This is a genomic window from Hydrotalea sp. (assembly GCF_049968455.1).
GTDB lineage: Bacteria > Bacteroidota > Bacteroidia > Chitinophagales > Chitinophagaceae > Hydrotalea.
Window position 1 is genome coordinate 1 of the sequence record NZ_JBMFQT010000016.1, and the last position, 17,925, is coordinate 17,925.

16 protein-coding genes are annotated in these 17,925 nt (G+C 39.4%); 9 read left to right on the forward strand and 7 right to left on the reverse strand.

The window, feature by feature from the left end:
- Nucleotides 1-434 precede the first annotated feature (434 nt).
- A complete protein-coding gene (locus ACP5P5_RS11160; protein ID WP_428286194.1) occupies nucleotides 435-884 on the forward strand; it encodes a hypothetical protein in 450 nt (149 codons plus the stop codon).
- 89 nt (nucleotides 885-973) lie between these two features.
- On the opposite strand, the gene nadA is transcribed toward ACP5P5_RS11160, so the two are convergent.
- The 4 genes from nadA to ACP5P5_RS11180 form a co-directional block, all read right to left on the reverse strand.
- Nucleotides 974-1,981, reverse strand: a complete 1,008-nt coding sequence (nadA, locus tag ACP5P5_RS11165; protein ID WP_428286195.1) for a quinolinate synthase NadA — start codon at nucleotides 1,979-1,981, stop codon at nucleotides 974-976.
- A gap of 523 nt (nucleotides 1,982-2,504) precedes the next feature.
- The gene (locus ACP5P5_RS11170; RefSeq protein ID WP_428286196.1) at nucleotides 2,505-3,395 is read right to left on the reverse strand and encodes an OmpA family protein; all 891 of its coding nucleotides are present in this window, start codon (nucleotides 3,393-3,395) and stop codon (nucleotides 2,505-2,507) included.
- A 129-nt stretch (nucleotides 3,396-3,524) separates the two neighbouring features.
- Nucleotides 3,525-4,100 carry a nicotinate (nicotinamide) nucleotide adenylyltransferase gene (nadD, locus tag ACP5P5_RS11175; protein ID WP_428286197.1) on the reverse strand — a complete coding sequence of 192 codons (576 nt, stop codon included), beginning with the start codon at nucleotides 4,098-4,100 and terminating at the stop codon, nucleotides 3,525-3,527.
- Complete coding sequence (locus ACP5P5_RS11180) at nucleotides 4,097-4,345, reverse strand: FeoA family protein (RefSeq protein ID WP_428286198.1); 249 nt, start codon at nucleotides 4,343-4,345, stop codon at nucleotides 4,097-4,099. The genes nadD and ACP5P5_RS11180 overlap by 4 nt, the downstream gene beginning before the upstream one ends.
- A 123-nt stretch (nucleotides 4,346-4,468) precedes the next feature.
- On the opposite strand from ACP5P5_RS11180, the gene ybeY reads away from it, so the two are divergent.
- The 7 genes from ybeY (at nucleotide 4,469) to ACP5P5_RS11215 (ending at nucleotide 16,185) form a co-directional block, all read left to right on the forward strand.
- Nucleotides 4,469-4,900 carry an rRNA maturation RNase YbeY gene (gene ybeY, locus ACP5P5_RS11185; protein ID WP_428286199.1) on the forward strand — a complete coding sequence of 144 codons (432 nt, stop codon included), beginning with the start codon at nucleotides 4,469-4,471 and terminating at the stop codon, nucleotides 4,898-4,900.
- Nucleotides 4,901-5,025: 125 nt separating this feature from the next.
- Entirely contained in the window at nucleotides 5,026-6,897 is a 1,872-nt protein-coding gene (mnmG, locus tag ACP5P5_RS11190) for a tRNA uridine-5-carboxymethylaminomethyl(34) synthesis enzyme MnmG (protein WP_428286200.1), read from the forward strand.
- A gap of 56 nt (nucleotides 6,898-6,953) precedes the next feature.
- The gene (locus ACP5P5_RS11195) at nucleotides 6,954-7,967 is read left to right on the forward strand and encodes a proline iminopeptidase-family hydrolase (RefSeq protein ID WP_428286201.1); all 1,014 of its coding nucleotides are present in this window, start codon (nucleotides 6,954-6,956) and stop codon (nucleotides 7,965-7,967) included.
- A 171-nt stretch (nucleotides 7,968-8,138) separates the two neighbouring features.
- A complete protein-coding gene (locus ACP5P5_RS11200) occupies nucleotides 8,139-11,216 on the forward strand; it encodes an amidohydrolase family protein (RefSeq protein WP_428286202.1) in 3,078 nt (1,025 codons plus the stop codon).
- A gap of 44 nt (nucleotides 11,217-11,260) precedes the next feature.
- Nucleotides 11,261-12,574 (forward strand): amidohydrolase family protein, encoded by a 1,314-nt coding sequence (locus ACP5P5_RS11205; RefSeq protein ID WP_428286203.1) that lies wholly within the window; start codon nucleotides 11,261-11,263, stop codon nucleotides 12,572-12,574.
- Between the two features lie 109 nt (nucleotides 12,575-12,683).
- Nucleotides 12,684-15,512, forward strand: a complete 2,829-nt coding sequence (gene polA / locus ACP5P5_RS11210) for a DNA polymerase I (protein WP_428286204.1) — start codon at nucleotides 12,684-12,686, stop codon at nucleotides 15,510-15,512.
- A 16-nt stretch (nucleotides 15,513-15,528) separates the two neighbouring features.
- The gene (locus ACP5P5_RS11215; RefSeq protein ID WP_428286205.1) at nucleotides 15,529-16,185 is read left to right on the forward strand and encodes a peptidylprolyl isomerase; all 657 of its coding nucleotides are present in this window, start codon (nucleotides 15,529-15,531) and stop codon (nucleotides 16,183-16,185) included.
- A gap of 7 nt (nucleotides 16,186-16,192) precedes the next feature.
- Here the strand turns inward: ACP5P5_RS11215 and ACP5P5_RS11220 are convergent, their stop codons facing one another.
- The gene (locus ACP5P5_RS11220) at nucleotides 16,193-16,810 is read right to left on the reverse strand and encodes an NADPH-dependent F420 reductase (protein WP_428286206.1); all 618 of its coding nucleotides are present in this window, start codon (nucleotides 16,808-16,810) and stop codon (nucleotides 16,193-16,195) included.
- Between the two features lie 243 nt (nucleotides 16,811-17,053).
- Here ACP5P5_RS11220 and ACP5P5_RS11225 point away from each other — a divergent pair, with 243 nt between their 5' ends.
- Entirely contained in the window at nucleotides 17,054-17,356 is a 303-nt protein-coding gene (locus tag ACP5P5_RS11225) for a winged helix-turn-helix transcriptional regulator (protein WP_428286259.1), read from the forward strand.
- 60 nt (nucleotides 17,357-17,416) lie between these two features.
- Here ACP5P5_RS11225 and ACP5P5_RS11230 read toward each other — a convergent pair whose 3' ends face one another.
- Together ACP5P5_RS11230 and ACP5P5_RS11235 are read right to left on the reverse strand one after the other, a co-directional pair.
- Entirely contained in the window at nucleotides 17,417-17,812 is a 396-nt protein-coding gene (locus ACP5P5_RS11230) for a lipocalin family protein (protein ID WP_428286207.1), read from the reverse strand.
- An 11-nt stretch (nucleotides 17,813-17,823) separates the two neighbouring features.
- Nucleotides 17,824-17,919 (reverse strand): DUF2480 family protein, encoded by a 96-nt coding sequence (locus ACP5P5_RS11235; protein WP_428286260.1) that lies wholly within the window; start codon nucleotides 17,917-17,919, stop codon nucleotides 17,824-17,826.
- Nucleotides 17,920-17,925 lie beyond the last annotated feature (6 nt).

Here is a 17,925-nt window from a genome sequence, read left to right on the forward strand (position 1 = left end):
CTGCATTAACTTACTTACATTAATAAAATACAATGAAACCTGTTTGCCTTTTATAACGCTTTTTGAATGTTTATTTTACCATTCATTACACAGCTTCGCTACGCTCAGTCACACATTCAAATGACTAAGATGAACCATTATCTATATCAAAATAAAAATATACATTTTACTATCACCATCCAAATTTTTTATATATCATTCGCCCGTTCTTTATCCACATTCCTTCCACCCTTCTCCCACACTGCTTCGGGTCAACAGCGTTGCGCAACGCTGTTGAGTGGGCGTTGTATCGAACAAATATGGTAGCAGAAGGCTGCAAAATCCTTGGCCAATCTCCCCTTTTTCAACATCAGTAAATATCCCTAAAACCTGAAAAAAAATTTGGAAACCGCCTTTCCAATATCGTATATTGTATACAAGAAAATCAATATACTATGGCTACTATTCCCTATACTTACATTTCGGGTACCATTAACGGATTTACCTTTTATGTGGTGAACGGACGGCAATTGGTGCGTTCCAAAACTTCTATCAATCAACAACGCTTTTATTCCGATCCGGCTTTTGCCACGCAACGCCAATACAGTGAATGGCTGAAAATAGCTTCGCCCATGGCTAGTGCTATTTACCGGCAACTACCCCCGCAAAAGGGGTTGCAACAACGCATTACCGGTACAATCATGCGTTGGTTGAAACAAGGTGTTGCTCCTTCCGTTGCTTATGAAAGACTGAAATCAATTTATTTAAAAAATAATGGGGAACAAGTTTCTTGCCTATTGTTGTCAAATGAATATAATGATTCTGTTTTTTTCAATGATGCTAATACTACAGATGAATTGATGGAGAATAGTTCAATTTATTATAACAACAAAAAGCAATTCTAAAATAGGATAAGCCTGATATTTTGTAATGACTTGCTATTGAATCATTGAAAAGCTTCCTAATCCTAATTTATAACGGATATGCCTTGCTGTTAACCGATGAGTCCTGCTGCTTTACTAATTTCCAGCATGCGGTCTAACGGTTTTTTGGCAGCTAAGCGCAGGCTTTCTTCCATTTCTATTTCGGGTAATTCGTATAGTAAGGTGTTGTATAATTTTTCTACCGTGTTTAATTTCATATACGGACAATCGTTACATGCACAATTGTTGTTGGGAGGTGCAGGAATAAAGGTTTTAGTGGGATTGTCTTTTTGCATTTGGTGCAGTATACCGGTTTCTGTTGCCACTATATAGGCCTGGGCAGTGTCTTTATGACTATATTTTAATAATTGTGTGGTACTTCCAATATAATCGGCTAAGGCTAATACCGGTTCTTCACATTCCGGATGGGCCAATACTTTCGCTTCCGGGTACCGCATTTTTAAACGGCTAATTTTTTCCACACTAAATATTTCATGCACCTGGCAGGCACCATTCCATAGCAACATATTGCGGCCGGTTTTCTTATTCAAATAAGCCCCTAAATTTTTGTCGGGTGCAAACAAAATAGGTGTATCAGGTGGCAAGCTTTCAATAATTTTTTCGGCATTGCCCGATGTGCAAATAATATCACTCAGGGCTTTTATTTCTGCCGTACAATTAATGTAAGAAATTACTACATGGTTGGGATGTTGTGCTTTGAATGCTTTAAATGCTTCGGTGGGTGCACTATCGGCCAATGAACAACCTGCTTTTAAATCGGGTAATAAAACTTTTTTGGTGGGGTTTAATATTTTGGCAGTTTCGGCCATAAAGTGTACTCCGGCAAATACAATTATATCCGCTTTGGTTTTGGCTGCTTGTTGTGCCAATCCCAAACTGTCGCCAATGTAATCGGCAATATCTTGTATATCGGGTTCCTGATAATAGTGCGCCAATATAATGGCATTCTTTTCTTGCTTAAGTTGTTCAATAGCATCCAACAAATCTACGGAAGGATGGATATCCACATCTAAAAAACCTTTGTCGTTGAGTGCGGCTTTCGCTTGTGCAATGTTCATAACTCGGGTAATAATGAATTAATAATTATTTATTTAAAAAACCCTACTACTATTACGGGTGTGTATATCGGGATAACTTTGTTATTCACACAGTGTAAAGTTAATTATTCTGAAGTTATCCCTACTATTCCACATGTGTTCCACATTGTGAAACATTTGTTTTTGCTGTATTTTCTTAGTTTATGCACAAGTGTGTATCTTTTGAACGGGTATTATGCACTTTCTACTTTTAACAGTTTATACACTGTGAATGCAAGGGTGCTAAAATGTGTGCATTGTTTGTCATTTTGCTTTTTACCTTTTTTGGAGGTTAGTTATTCTTTATTTTATCACATTGTTTTTTAGTGTTTCGTGATTTTCTAACAGAAAAGGGAGTGATTTTCACAATGTTGTGTGGATAAATTTTTTCATATTTAATGGTAGAAAAAATAAATATAATTTTCTAATAAATTATTTTTTAGTTACATAAAAAAGGGTTGCTTTCTTTTTTTGAAAACAACCCTTTAAAGCATGTATGTATTAATTAATTGGTTTTAGGACGTTCTAATAATTTAAAGAATTGATCTAGCTGTGGTAAAATAATGATACGGGTTCTTCTGTTGGCAGCTCTTCCTTCGGGAGTATCGTTAGATGCAACGGGCATGTATTGACCGCGACCGGCTGCAGTAATTCTTTTAGGATCTATACCATAATTGTTTTGTAAAATACGTACAACAGAAGTAGCGCGTTTTACGCTTAAATCCCAGTTGTCTAATAATAACCCATTTCTAAAGGGTATACTATCGGTATTCCCTTCTACCATGAATTCAATATTGGGTTGATTGTTCAATACCTTGGCTACTTTTCCTAATACCACTTTTGCACGGTCGGTTACATCATAACTTCCGCTTTTAAATAATAGTTTGTCTGAAATATCAATATACACTACATCTTTATCTACCTTAATATTAATATCACTATCATCTAAATTACCCAACACCCCTTTTAAATTCATTACCAAGGCCATATTCATGGAATCTTTTTGTGCAATGGTGGTTTGTAATTGTTGGATATAATTGTCTTTCGCACTCATATTCTCCATAGATTTTTTAATACTTTCGGCTTGCGAAGCGGAGATAACGGACATATCTTTTAACTGATTCAAAACCTGGTTATTGTTTTGTTTCAAAAAGTCAATTTGCTTATTCAAATCATCAATTTGTCCGGTTAATACCGACTTTTGATTTTGAAGCCCTTTTATCTGATCATTTGCACCCCCTAAGTTACCTTGACAATCGCGGTATTTTTGTTGTAATTCTAAATAAGCTCCATTCAGTTGTGTATACTTTTCTTCTGATTGTTTTAATTTTTTAGGACTTACGCAGGCAAATAATAAAATGGCGGATGCTAAGGCCACAAGGTTGGTTGTTTTCATACAAGTGATTCTTTTTACAGATTAAAAAATAATTAAGTTGTGAAGTGTAAATCTATTTACAATTTCGGAATTGTTTTCCTATCATCTCAAGAATTTCGGAATTTCTTAGCTTGTTATAGGCTTTGTACATTAGTGTAAATAATAACCGGCTTTTTCAATTTCTAAACGAACGGGTTCCGGTACCAGGTAACGAATACTTTTTTTCTCTTGTATACAATGTCGAATATAGGTAGCGGAAATATCTAACAGTGGTGCTTTAACTATCGACACATTATTGGGAAGTTTATCGGGCATGGAATGGTTGGGCCGAATATATACCAACACTTTGTATTGTTGTAAGATAAGTGAATAATTTTTCCATTTCGGAAGGTTTTGGAAACTATCACTACCCATAATCACGGAGAATTGGTGATGTGGATGTTTTTCCGATAAATAGGTTAAGGTATCAATGGTATAAGAGGGTTTGGGCAAACTAAATTCTACTTCCGATACTTTAATATGGGTATCATCTTCTGCAATGGCCAAACGGGCTAAGTGCAAACGGTGAAATTCATTTAATAAAGAAGGAGATGCTTTTAACGGATTTTGTGGGCTTACTATTAGCCACACCTGGTCAACCAAGCCATGATTAATGATATGACTTGCAATAATTAAATGTCCGTGATGGATGGGATTAAAAGAACCAAAGTATAACCCAATCTTCATGAAGGTAATTTTTTTTCTTGCGTTATGGGTTCAATCATAATGGTTGCTGCTTCATTCAAACGTAGGCTTAACGAATAGCCGGCAACAGCAATGGAGATGGGATCGCCCAAGGGGGCAATTTGTTCTACCTTAATTATTTCACCCGGTACACAGCCCATTTCCATTAATTTAATCAACAGCTCATCGCTCTTAAATTCTTTAATGATGCCTTTCTCTCCTATCTTTAACGCACTTAGTGGTTTCATATAATGGGTTATAACGTCATTAGTTTTGTTATAAAATAAACAATTGTTTTTTCTTTATACAAAAGTAACGCCATTTTATGGGCTTTAATTACGAATTTTGGATTTCATTTATTGATACCCGTTATGGCTTCTATTTTTTTTCATCAGGCAGATCGTACCTTCCCATTTAAGCATAAACAAGTATTGAAAGCATTTTTAGCCTCTGTATTTATCCATGAACAACATTCCCTTAAGCGGCTCGATTATATTTTTTGTTCGGATGAATATTTATTGGGTATTAATCAACAATTCTTACAACACGATACCTATACCGATATCATTACTTTCGATTTAACCGAGCTTACCGACGAGGGCATTGTGGGAGAAATTTATATTAGTGTAGATAGAGTAAAAGCCAACGCTATTGAACACAACACCCACTTTACTGACGAAATGGTAAGGGTATTGGTGCATGGTATTTTGCACTTATGCGGATACAAAGACAAAACCCCGATGGAACAAACCTTGATGCGGGAGAAAGAAGCGGAATACATCGACCTGTTTGAAAGTCTATAACTCAATTAACCTGTTCCACGTGGAACAAAAAGGCTTGGTACTTTCTGTTTATGTTTCACGTGGAACAAACACAACCCTGTTTACAAACCTATTATTGGGTGTACATTTGCAAAAAATACGGAAACATGTTTGCTGAATACGATGTGATTGTGGTAGGTGCCGGCCATGCCGGTTGTGAAGCGGCTGCCGCTGCTGCCAATATGGGTAGCAAGGTTTTATTAATAACCATGAATATGCAAACCATTGCCCAAATGAGTTGTAACCCGGCCATGGGTGGAATTGCCAAAGGGCAAATTGTACGGGAAATAGATGCCTTGGGTGGATATAGCGGTATTGTTACCGATAAAAGCATGATTCAATTCAGGATGTTGAATAAAAGCAAGGGCCCCGCTATGTGGAGCCCCCGTGCTCAAAACGACCGCATGTTATTTGCTGCTACCTGGCGTCAAATGTTGGAGCAAACCCCTAATGTGGATTTTTACCAGGATATGGTGCGGGAATTGATTTTAAAAAATGGAAAGGCCTGTGGGGTGGTGACACAATTAGGACATGCCATTGCAGCTAAAGCCGTAGTGGTAACCAGTGGTACCTTTTTAAATGGGGTGATTCATATAGGTGAAAAACAGTTTGGTGGGGGTCGCGTTGCTGAAAAAGCTGCTACCGGTATCACCGAACAATTGGTGGCCCAAGGGATGGAAGCCAACAGATTAAAAACAGGCACCCCACCCAGGGTGGATGGCCGTAGTTTGGATTATTCCAAAATGGAAGAACAACAAGGCGATACGGAAATTACCGGCTTTTCCTATTTGCCCAATACCGTACCTATTACCGCTGCCCAACAAAGAAGTTGCTTTATTACTTATACCAATAGTACCGTACACGATATATTAAAAACCGGGTTCGATCGTAGTCCCATGTTTCAGGGAAGAATTGAAGGGGTGGGCCCCCGCTATTGCCCCAGTATTGAAGATAAAATCAATCGCTTTGCAGAGCGGGATCGTCACCAGTTGTTTGTGGAGCCTGAAGGATGGAATACCGTTGAAATATATGTGAATGGCTTTTCCACTTCTTTGCCCGAAGAAGTTCAAATGCAAGCCTTACAACAAGTACCCGGATTTGAAAATTGTAAAATATTTCGCCCGGGCTACGCCATTGAATACGACTTCTTCCCCCCTACCCAATTAACACATGCACTGGAAACCAAGGCCATACAAAATTTGTTCTTTGCCGGACAAATTAATGGAACCACCGGTTATGAAGAAGCAGCCTGCCAAGGAATTATGGCCGGCATGAATGCACATTTGAAAATTAATGGTCAGCCCCCCTTTATTTTAAAAAGAAGTGAGGCCTATATTGGGGTATTGATAGACGATTTAATTAGTAAGGGTACTGAAGAACCTTACCGTATGTTTACCAGCAGGGCAGAATACAGAACCCTTTTACGGCAAGATAATGCCGACCTACGCTTGACGGAAATCAGTTACCGCTTGGGCTTGGCTTCGCAGGAAAGAATGGAGGGCGTTCGGAAAAAACAAGCCGCCGTGGCTACCATTACCGAACAATTACAACAATATGCCATTGAACCGGATGCCATTAATGCATATTTAAACAGCATACAATCGGCACCGCTTACCGAAAAACAAAAGGCTGCTAAATTGTTGTTACGTCCTTCTGTTACTTTAACCGATATGCTGCCCAGCCTTCCGGCCTTGCAAGAAACCCTGCAAAACCATTTGCCGGAGTATTTAGAGCAGGCCGAAATACAAATTAAATACGAGCGCTATATTGCCAAAGAACAGGAACTGGTGGAAAAAATGAATGTAATGGAAGATTTACTGATTCCTGAAAACTTTGATTACGACCGTTTACAAGCCCTATCGAGCGAAGCCCGGCAGAAATTTAAAAAAGTGCAGCCCCGTACCATTGGGCAGGCCGGCAGAATTAGTGGGGTAAATCCCAGCGACATTCAAATATTAATGGTGTATATGGGCCGTTAATCCCTTAATTTTAATACCAAAAAAATGCAATGATGGTATTATTTCGTTTTAAAACTATGCTCGCCCTGTTTTTAGTGGGTGCCCTATTGGGTTTAAGTGCTTGTCATTCTAAACCTGAATCTATGACTGTGGCCACTTATTTTGCCCCGCAAGATTCCGGCGTTCAAACGGCCGGCATTAAAATGATTCCCATACAAACACCGGTTGGCACGTTTAAGGTATGGACCAAACGTATTGGGAATAATCCCACCGTTAAGGTATTATTATTACACGGCGGCCCTGCCATGACCCATGAGTATATGGAATGTTTCGAAAGCTTTTTCCCAAAAGAAGGCTTTGAAATGATAGAGTATGATCAGTTAGGTTCTTATTACAGCGATCAGCCTACCGATAGTAGTTTATGGACCATCCCCCGATTTGTAGATGAAGTGGAACAAGTACGCAAAGCGCTGGGATTAAACAATAGCAATTTTTATTTATTGGGAAATTCCTGGGGCGGCATTTTAGCCATGGAATACGCCTTAAAATACCAACAAAACTTAAAAGGGTTAATTGTTTGTAACATGATGAGCAGTTGCCCTGCTTATGGTAAATATGCACAAGAGGTGTTGGCCAAGCAAATGGACCCCAAAGTGTTAGATACCATTCGGGCAATAGAAGCCAGGGGCGATTATAAAAATCCCAAGTACATGGAATTATTACTGCCCAACTTCTACCACCAACATTTGTGCCGTTTAGCTGAATGGCCTGATCCCGTCAATCGTTCGTTTAAGCATGCTAATGAAACAGTATATACTTTAATGCAAGGCCCCAGCGAGTTTGGCATTGCCGGTCGCTTAGCCAATTGGGATATCAGTAATCGCTTGAAAGAAATTACCGTTCCTACCCTGGTAGTAGGGGCTAAATACGATACCATGGACCCCAATTACATGGAATGGATGAGTAAACAATTCCCGAAAGGCAGTTATTTATATTGCCCCGAAGGCAGCCATTTGGCCATGTGGGATGATCAGCAACATTTTTATCCCGGTGTTATACAGTTCATAAAAAAGGTAGACGCAGGAAAATAGCATTAATATTATTTTATATTAATATATTTAAAAAGCAATGGCTCTTGCCGTTGCTTTTTTATAACCTTTAACCGTTAAAAAAGTGTTAATCACCGAAAATTGGATGAGCGGTTTTATTCCTTGTTTAAAAATAGTAGCTTTAAGAACTGTTTTCATTAAAACCACATGATTATGAGAAAATTACAACTCCTATTATTGGGGCTCTTTGTTGTTTTACTGGTACGAGCCCAGGAAACATTTCCCGTAAACGGAGTAGCCGACCCTCGCACCCGTTCGTTTGCATTCATTCATGCCACCATTGTGAAAGATGCACAAACCCCACCCCTCAGCAATGCCACCCTTTTAATAAAAGAGGGAAAAATTATTGCGGTAGGCAACAACATTAGTATTCCTACAGATGCGGTGGTGGTTGATTGTAAAAACAAATACATTTATCCTTCCTTCATAGATATTTATACGGATTATGGAGTAACCACGCCTACCCGTCAGCCCGGCGGGTTCAACTTTATGGCCCCTGCACAATTTACTTCTAACATTAAGGGCGCATATGGCTGGAACCAAGCCATAAAGCCACAAGTAAATGCCATAGATCAGTTTAATGCCGACGATAAAAAAGCCGATCCTTTGCGCCAAATGGGTTTTGGTACGGTATTAACCCATGTAAAAGATGGTATAGCCCGTGGAACCGGAGCTGTAGTTACTTTGGCCAATGAAGCCGATAATTTTGCGGTGGTAAAAGAAAAAGCTTCAGCCCATTATTCTTTCAATAAAGGTTCTTCTACCCAAAGTTATCCTTCCAGCTTAATGGGTTCTATTGCCTTATTGCGTCAAACCTATTTAGATGCTAAATGGTATAAAAATAAACCCGCAACCGAAGGTACTAATCTATCATTAGAAGCCTGGAATAACAATCAATCCTTACCTCAAATTTTTGAAGCCGATGATAAATGGAATGATTTACGGGCAGATAGAATTGGCGATGAGTTTGGTGTACAATACATTATTAAAGGCGGCGGCAACGAATACCAGCGTATGTCGGAAATGGCTGCTACAAAAGCAACATTTATTCTTCCTTTGAACTTTCCACAAGCAATGGATGTGGAAGATCCTAACGATGCCCGCTTTGTGTCGTTGGCCGATATGAAAAATTGGGAATTGGCGCCTACAAATCCTGCAACGTTTGAAAAAGCCAATATTCCTTTTTGTTTAACTACCAGCGATTTAAAGGATGTGAAACAGTTTTTACCGAACTTACGTAAAGCCATTGCCGATGGCCTTTCCGAAAAAACTGCATTAGAAGCATTAACCAAAACACCGGCTACTGTTTTAAATGTGTATGATAAAGTAGGCAGCTTAGATGCCGGCAAATTGGCCAACTTTATTATTACCACCGCTCCGGTATTTGATGACAATGCTAAAATTGTAGAAAACTGGATTCAGGGAAGAAATTATAGCATTAACCCGGCTGAATGGAATGCCGTTAGCGGAGAATATACCCTTACCCTTCAATCGCCCAAGGGCCAACAAACCTATACCCTTTTGGTTAAAAACAGTTCTTCTGCACAAATACAGCAAGCCGATACCGTTCCTGTTAAATTAACCTACGATGGGAAAGCTGTTAAAATGCAGTTTGCATTAGAAGGCAATAAAAAAGCCGAAGGCGAAAGGCCTCGCCGTGCCGGCCAATACTTATTAAGTGGTATGGCATTAAAAGAAAACTGGAGCGGAACCGGCCGCGATGATATGGGCAATGCCTTTACCTGGACCGCCACTTATTCCAAGCCTTTACCTGCTGAAATACCCAATAACCGTAGAAGAATGCAAAGCCGCCCCATGGCTAAAGTAACCTATCCGTTTGATGGTTATGGTTTTGAAGAAATGCCCAAACAACAAACCTTATTAATAAAAAATGGTACGGTTTGGACAAACGAAAAAGAGGGCATTGTGGATAATACCGATGTATTGATAAAAAACGGTAAAATTGCCAAAGTAGGTAAAAACCTTAGCGACCCAACCGCTACCGTAATTGATGCTACCGGCATGCATGTAACACCGGGTATTATTGATGAGCACTCACATATTGCTGCGGCATCTATTAACGAAGGTGGCCAATCCGTTACTTCTGAAGTTCGCATTGGCGATAACTTAAATCCTGATGATATCAATATCTACCGCCAATTAAGTGGTGGGGTAACTACTTCCCATATTCTGCATGGTTCTGCCAATACCATTGGCGGCCAAACACAATTAATTAAATTACGGTGGGGTGCTGACGATGAGCAATTGAAATTTGCCGGTGCCGATCCCTTCATCAAATTCGCATTAGGTGAAAATGTAAAACGTACTACATCACCCAATAACAACCGTTTCCCCGATACCCGTATGGGTGTTGAACAAGTTATGGTAGATGCTTTTACCCGTGCATTGGATTATGAAGCCGCCATGAAAAAAGACCCCATTAACACCCGTCGCGATTTAGAATTAGATGCATTGGTAGAAATACTGAACAAAAAGCGATTCATAACTTGTCACTCTTATGTGCAAAGTGAAATAACGGCAGCTATGCGGGTGGGTGAACGTTTTGGATTTCGCTTTAACACCTTTACCCATATATTAGAAGGATATAAAGTAGCCGATAAAATGAAAGCCCATGGCGCAAACGCTTCTACCTTTAGTGATTGGTGGGCGTATAAAAATGAAGTAAAAGATGCTATTGCTTACAATGCCTCTATTATGCACAAAGAAGGCTTGAATGTTTGTATTAATTCCGATGATGCGGAAATGGCGCGTCGCTTAAATCAGGAAGCTGCAAAATCAATTAAATACGGTGGCATGAGCGAGGAAGATGCTTTTAAAATGGTGACCATCAATCCTGCCAAAGCATTGCATGTGGACAATAAAGTAGGAAGCATTAAAGAAGGAAAAGATGCCGATATTGTTATTTGGTCTGCTAACCCCTTAAGCATTTATGCAGTGGCTCAAAAAACCATTGTAGATGGTACAATTTATTTTGACAGAGAAAGAGATGCTCAAATGCGCAAGAAAATTCAGGAAGAGCGCAATCGCTTAATTCAAAAAATGATTGGCGAAAAAAGAAATGGCGCACCGGTGTTAAGACCACAGCCCAGTTGGCAGTATGTGTTAAGCTGCGGCGATCACGACCATCATGATGGTATGATAACCATTGATATTAGTGAAGAAGATGGTATTTCAGCAGAAACACTGGAAACCCTTTCTCAACAAAAATAATTTTCTGAAAGCAACTGCATTCATTCACAAAAAATTAAGTAAACATGAAAACTTTAAAAATATCGCTTCTGCTGGCTGTGTTGCTGATGAACGTAGCCGCCTTTGCGCAAGATGATGTTTCTCCCGCAAAACCCTATATGGGCAAATTATTTATTACCAATGGTACTGTACATGTGGGCAATGGTACGGTAATTGACAAAGCCACCATTGAGGTAGATAAAGGTAAAATTGTGGCCATACACACCACGCAGGTAAGCATACCCGCCGATGCTAAAACGGTAGATGCCACCGGCAAACAAGTATATCCCGGTTTAATTTTACCCAATACCGATTTGGGTTTAAAAGAAATAGCCAATGGTGTAAGAGGCAGCAACGACTATTTGGAATTAGGCGATTTAAATCCTAATATTCGTTCCATTGTAGCGTATAACACCGACTCAAAAATTATCAATACCCTAAAAGCCAATGGTATACTGTTGGCCAGTGTAACACCCGAAGGGGGTAGCATTAGTGGTTCTTCCTCCGTGGTACAATTAGATGCCTGGAATTGGGAAGATGCTGCGTATAAAATGGATAACAACATTCACATGAATATGCCCAGTTTCATACGCCGACCCGGCAGAAGGTTTGGTGCATTTGTTCCGGAGAATATGCCCGACCCCTCAAAAGCTGCCTATGAAAAAATTGAAGAATTGAAAAACTTTTTCCGTCAGGCAAAAGCTTATTTAGCAGAGCCCAAACATGCACAAACCAACTTAAAGTTTGAAGCTGTTAAGGGATTGTTTGATGGTAGTAAACATTTATTCATTCATGCCGATCAGGTAAAACAAATGTTAGCGGCGATTGATTTTGCCAAAGAGTTTGGTTTTAAAGTTACCTTAGTAGGTGCCAGCGATTGTTATCAAATTACCGATTTACTGAAAGCCAATAATATTTCTGTTATTTTAAATCAGGAACATGCATTGCCTACCACCGAAGATGATGATGTAGACCAGCCCTTTAAAACTCCGGCTGAGCTACAAAAGGCAGGAATTCTTTTTGCTTTGAATGATGCTTTTGATGAGGCCCGCTACCGCAATTTAATGTTTAATGCCGGTACAGCTGCCGCTTATGGTTTAACGAAAGAACAAGCGTTACAGGCCATTACTTTAAACAGTGCCAAAATTTTAGGCATTGATGATAAAACCGGCAGCATTGAAGTAGGAAAAGATGCGAATATTGTGGTGAGTGATGGGGATATATTAGACATGCATTCCAGCATTATTCGCCATGCCTTTATTCAGGGACGGGAAGTAAGTTTAGAAAATAAACAAACCGAATTGAATAGAAAATACTTGACCAAATATGGTTTAGAATAGTTGAGGATGAGAAGCCCAATATGCACAAAAACCAAAAAGAGGTTGCCGTTTCCCCAAATGGCAGCCTCTTTTCTTTTCTGCCTCCCCGCATTTCTATACCTTAGCTGTTATGCAGAAAAAGTTATTTTTATTAGATGCGTTTGCCCTTATTTTCAGGGCTTATTATGCATTAATTCGCAATCCAAGGGTAACCAGTAAAGGGAGAAACACCAATGCACAATTTGGATTTACCAATACTTTAATTGAATTGCTGAATAAAGAAAAGCCCACCCACATGGCGGTATGCTTTGATATGGAAGGACCCACAGAGCGCCATATTGATTTTGCAGATTATAAAGCTAATCGCCAGGAAGCACCGGAGGATTTATTGGCCGCGGTTCCCGATATTAAAAGAATTATTGAAGCCTTTAATATTCCCGTATTAGGGGTACCGGGTTATGAAGCCGATGATGTAATTGGTACCCTGGCTTGGGAAGCCCACGATGCCGGTTATGAAGTGTTTATGGTAACACCCGATAAAGATTATGGTCAGTTGGTACGCAAAGGCATTACCATTTATAAACCGGCCTATCAGGGAGGATCAGTTGAATTAATGGGACCAAAAGAGGTATGCGAAAAATGGAATATTGATAATATTAGTCAGGTGGTAGATATGCTGGCATTAATGGGCGATGCGGTAGATAATATTCCCGGCATTCCCGGTATTGGAGAAAAAACAGCCGCCAAATTGCTAAAAGAATATGGAACACTGGAAGATATTCTAGCTAATGCAGAAAATATTAAAGGCGCTGTTGGCGAAAAAATTAGGAATGGAAAGGATAGTGCACTGATGAGTAAAAAACTGGCTACCATTATTACCAATGTGCCTATTCAGTTTCATGAAGAAGATTTTAAAGTTAAGCCCTTTAATAAAGAAAAACTGATAGAAGTATTTACCGAACTGGAATTTAAAACCTTAGGCAAACGCCTATTGGGTGAAGATTTACCGGCCTTTACCACCGCACCGCAGGCGGTACAAACCGATTTGTTTGGTGCACCGGTAGCCACCGCCGCCAACAGCAAGGCCAAGCCGTTAGTTACTGATGATGCGACAGCCGATACTGAAAATTTTGGTTTACAAAACAGCCAAACCATTCAACATGTCTACCATTTAATACAAACACCAGAACAGATACATGGGTTATTGCAAAAGCTAATGCAGCAACATGCCATTGCTTTTGATACAGAAACTACCGGTTTAGACCCCAATACTTCACAGCCCGTGGGTTTGAGTTTTGCTTATCAACCACACGAAGCCTATTATGTACCCGTACCCAAAGAACCCGAAGCAGCCAAAAAATTGTTGCATCACTTTATACCACTTTTCGAAAGAACCGATGTGTTATGGATTGGGCAAAACATTAAGTACGATATGCTGGTTTTAAAATGGCAGGGTATTGAGTTAAAAGGAAAAATTACAGATACCATGCTGGCGCATTATGTGGTAGAGCCCGATGGAAAACACAGTATGGATGCCTTGAGTGAACAATACTTGCGGTATCAACCCATATCCATTGAATCGTTGATTGGAAAAAAGGGAAAAGACCAAGGCAATATGCAGGATGTACCATTGGAAGAGATTAAAGAATATGCGGCAGAAGATGCAGATATTACTTTTCAACTGCAACAGGTATTAACTCCTTTGGTTAAAGAAAAAAAAGTAGAAAGGGTATTGAATGAAATAGAAAACCCTTTAGTGCCGGTGTTGGCCAATATGGAATATGAGGGCGTGGCCATTGATGTAGACTTTTTAAAATCGTACAGCAAAACACTGGCAGATGAAGCCAAAGTGGCCGAAGAAAATGTGTATCGGTTAGCCGGGGTGCGATTTAATTTAGCCTCACCCAAACAATTGGGCGAAGTGTTGTTTGAAAAGCTGCAACTAGATCCCTCTGCCAAAAAAACAAAAACCGGTCAGTATCAAACCGGTGAAGATGTGTTAGCTAAACTGGCTTTAAAAGGGCACCCGATAGTAGAAGATATTTTAGCATTTCGGGAGCTTACAAAATTAAAGTCGACTTACGTAGATGCCTTGCCGCAGTTAATCCATCCCATCACCGGCAGGGTTCATACGTCTTATGCACAAGCGGTAGCCGTAACCGGCCGGTTAAGTAGCAATAATCCTAATTTACAAAACATACCCATTCGCAGTGAACGAGGCCGCGAAATACGCAAAGCCTTCATTCCTCGCGAAAAAAACAGAGTAATGATGAGCGCCGATTATTCGCAAATTGAATTGCGAATAGTAGCTGCAATTAGTGGGGATGCCAATATGTGTGCAGCATTTAAAGAAGGAAAAGATATACACGTGGCAACTGCTGCAAAGGTTTATGGCGTACCCGAATCGGAAGTAACGAAAGAAATGCGTTATAAAGCCAAAAGTGTAAACTTTGGAATTATTTATGGACAAGGAGCTTTTGGTTTAGCCGATAACCTGGGCATTTCACGCACTGAAGCGAAAGAAATTATTGACAACTACAAACAGCAATTTCCGGGCATTACCCAATACATGCAAAGCACCATTGCTTTTGCACAAAAAAATGGTTATGTGGAAACGTTGATGGGAAGAAAGCGTTGGCTAAAAGATATTAATTCAGCCAACTTTACCGTTAGAGGTTATGCTGAGCGTAATGCCATTAATTCGCCCATACAAGGAACAGCGGCAGATATGATAAAACTAGCCATGATAAAAATTGCCGCAGACCTAAAAAAACATCATTTTCAATCGGCCATGATATTGCAAGTGCACGATGAATTGGTGTTTGATGTGTTGGAAGAAGAAGTAGAAAAAATAAAACCCATCATTTTAAATAATATGCGCGAAGCATTAATTCTACCCAATAAAGTACCTATTGAAGCAGAAATAGGTACCGGCAAAAACTGGTTAGAAGCCCATTAATTCGGCAAAACAAACAATGATACAGCAAGGCGTAAACGTTATGAAAAAAGTAATGGGGTGTTCCTCTAAATTTTGGCAATGGGGTATTGTTATCATTTTGGCAATGATTTTAGTATTGCAGGCCTGCCAGCCTACAAAGCATTATGCACACCCACATGTACAAATTGAAACCACGCTAGGTTATATAGAAGTGGAATTGTATCCTGAAAAGGCACCCAAAACGGTAGCGGCTTTTTTGAGTTATGTAGATTCAGGCTATTATAAACGTGCCAATTTTTATCGGGTATTGAACGATGTTAATCAACCTATGAATGCCCCTAAAACAGAATTGGTACAAGGTGGTATTTGGAAAACGAATAATGATTTAGCGCGCTCTGTACCCGGCATTCCGCATGAAAGCACCAAGCAAACCGGCTTACAACATGAAGAAGGTACTATTTCATTGGCCAGAATGGCGCCCGGCACTGCAGGCACCGAGTTTTTTATTTGCATGGAACGAGAGCCCGGCCTGGACTATGGTGGGGTGAATATGGAAGACAAACAAGGTTTTGCTGCTTTTGGAAAAGTGGTGAAAGGAATGGATATTGTTAGAAAAATATACAACAGTAGCGATTACAATCAATACCTTGACCCGCCGGTAGTGATATTCAACATACGGCGGGTAGGTGAATGAGGTACAACTATCGTTTTAATAATTTGAAGGCGATGTCTCTACCTAAGCCTCTAAACAAAGCCAGGTTAATCCAAAATAGTGCGAATTGTTCCATTAATGTAAATTGGTCATTACCACCCACATCATAACATTCGGCAAAACCGGCGTCTTTAGCCAGTTGAATAGCTACTTGCTTTCCCTTTTCACTATTGCCCGCAACAAAGGCATCAATTGTCCAATTGCCGTATTGGGTATTTTCCATGTTATTGTATCCGGTAGTATTAAAGCATTTTACCACGTCAGTGGTTTGCGTGTAGGCTAAGATGGCTTTGGTGGTATTGGTAAAGCCTTCCGGTCCTTGCTTCATTGCAATATTCATGGCATCAATAATTATTTTTCCGGAAGTATCACCCAACGATTGGGTAATGGGAATGGTAGCTTTAGCCGGAGTTGCCAATAAAATTACAGTGGCTTTTTTCACTGCATCGGAAATGGAATGCACAGAAGTATTGGGGTTGTTGAGTAAATGTTTCCCTTTAAAATTTTCTCTATCGTTTACCCCCAATAAAATAGTATGTCCTTTTTGTACCCATTGGGTAGCCAAAGCGGCACCCACATTTCCGGTACCGATGATTGCAATATGCATAAGTTGGTTTTTAATGGCAAAGGTGTTTTATATGATGCTATTTTTTCTTCACTTACCAATTTGTGAGGTACTCACTTTTAGGAAAGTATGGTTATTTTGCCTATCTAAACATAAAGCGTTTTTATCTGCAAAATGAATGGTGTGGATAAACTGTATTATAAATTTTGAAATAGTTGTTGTACGCCCAAGTTTATTAATAAAAACAAGCTGTATTATAATCCTGTTGAGTTTACAATAGACCGCATTGGCGGCACATGGAAAATCCCCATATTATGGCGGTTAAGAAGGAAAACGTTTCGTTATGGTGAATTGAAGAATGATATTCTACATGTATCCCATAAAATACTGATCAGCCTGTTGAAAGTATTGGAAGACGAAGGGTTTATTAACCGCATTGTTTATGCTGCTGTGCCCCCAAAAGTGGAATACTCCATTACGGAAAGAGGGCTAGCCGCCATAAACGTAATTGAAGTAATCAGGAATTATGGTATTCATTTAATGCAGGAATTTGGTATTGATGAATCGATTATCAAAAGCATTCAATAAAAAAGCGGTAGCTTTTTATAAAAGAAACTACCGCTTTCAGGAAAAAAGTTGTCTTTTAGCTTATTGTTTTTTCAATTCCATTTTTTGGATATTTCCTTGCCCATCGGTTGTTTTCCAAACTTGATATTTTGGTTTGTTGGTAATAATAATCCATGATTTTGGGAACTGAGCATTTTCGCTATTCAGGGTAACATTGTTGCCATTAATAGTCCAAGTGAAAGGTTTTTGATCGTTGGTTTGGTTACCCAAAATAGAATAACTCAACGATTTTACGCCCGAACCATCTTTCTTGAACTGAATAGTACCCACATTACTTGCTGATGCGTTCTGCTGGCTAATATTGGTTTCTTGAAATTTTACAATATTCCAAGTACCGGTAAGGCGTTGTTGTAAAGTACAACTACCTAAAGCAATAGCAGCAATTAATACTAAATAAATTTTGTTGAATTGTTTCATAATCAAACGTTTTATTTTTTCTTATAAACGGGTACGGTACTGCATGGTTCACCGTACATAATACTTTTGGCAACCGGTTGTAAAAGGGAGGTTAATGTTAAATACACAGCAGC

Excerpts from the sequence above, each read along its gene's own strand:
- ACP5P5_RS11160 (WP_428286194.1), top strand. The coding sequence starts at position 435 with ATGGCTACTATTCCCTATACTTACATTTCGGGTACCATTAACGGATTT.
- nadA (WP_428286195.1), bottom strand. The coding sequence starts at position 1,981 with ATGAACATTGCACAAGCGAAAGCCGCACTCAACGACAAAGGTTTTTTA.
- ACP5P5_RS11170 (WP_428286196.1), bottom strand. The coding sequence starts at position 3,395 with ATGAAAACAACCAACCTTGTGGCCTTAGCATCCGCCATTTTATTATTT.
- nadD (WP_428286197.1), bottom strand. The coding sequence starts at position 4,100 with ATGAAGATTGGGTTATACTTTGGTTCTTTTAATCCCATCCATCACGGA.
- ACP5P5_RS11180 (WP_428286198.1), bottom strand. The coding sequence starts at position 4,345 with ATGAAACCACTAAGTGCGTTAAAGATAGGAGAGAAAGGCATCATTAAA.
- ybeY (WP_428286199.1), top strand. The coding sequence starts at position 4,469 with ATGGCTTCTATTTTTTTTCATCAGGCAGATCGTACCTTCCCATTTAAG.
- mnmG (WP_428286200.1), top strand. The coding sequence starts at position 5,026 with ATGTTTGCTGAATACGATGTGATTGTGGTAGGTGCCGGCCATGCCGGT.
- ACP5P5_RS11195 (WP_428286201.1), top strand. The coding sequence starts at position 6,954 with ATGCTCGCCCTGTTTTTAGTGGGTGCCCTATTGGGTTTAAGTGCTTGT.
- ACP5P5_RS11200 (WP_428286202.1), top strand. The coding sequence starts at position 8,139 with ATGAGAAAATTACAACTCCTATTATTGGGGCTCTTTGTTGTTTTACTG.
- ACP5P5_RS11205 (WP_428286203.1), top strand. The coding sequence starts at position 11,261 with ATGAAAACTTTAAAAATATCGCTTCTGCTGGCTGTGTTGCTGATGAAC.
- polA (WP_428286204.1), top strand. The coding sequence starts at position 12,684 with ATGCAGAAAAAGTTATTTTTATTAGATGCGTTTGCCCTTATTTTCAGG.
- ACP5P5_RS11215 (WP_428286205.1), top strand. The coding sequence starts at position 15,529 with ATGATACAGCAAGGCGTAAACGTTATGAAAAAAGTAATGGGGTGTTCC.
- ACP5P5_RS11220 (WP_428286206.1), bottom strand. The coding sequence starts at position 16,810 with ATGCATATTGCAATCATCGGTACCGGAAATGTGGGTGCCGCTTTGGCT.
- ACP5P5_RS11230 (WP_428286207.1), bottom strand. The coding sequence starts at position 17,812 with ATGAAACAATTCAACAAAATTTATTTAGTATTAATTGCTGCTATTGCT.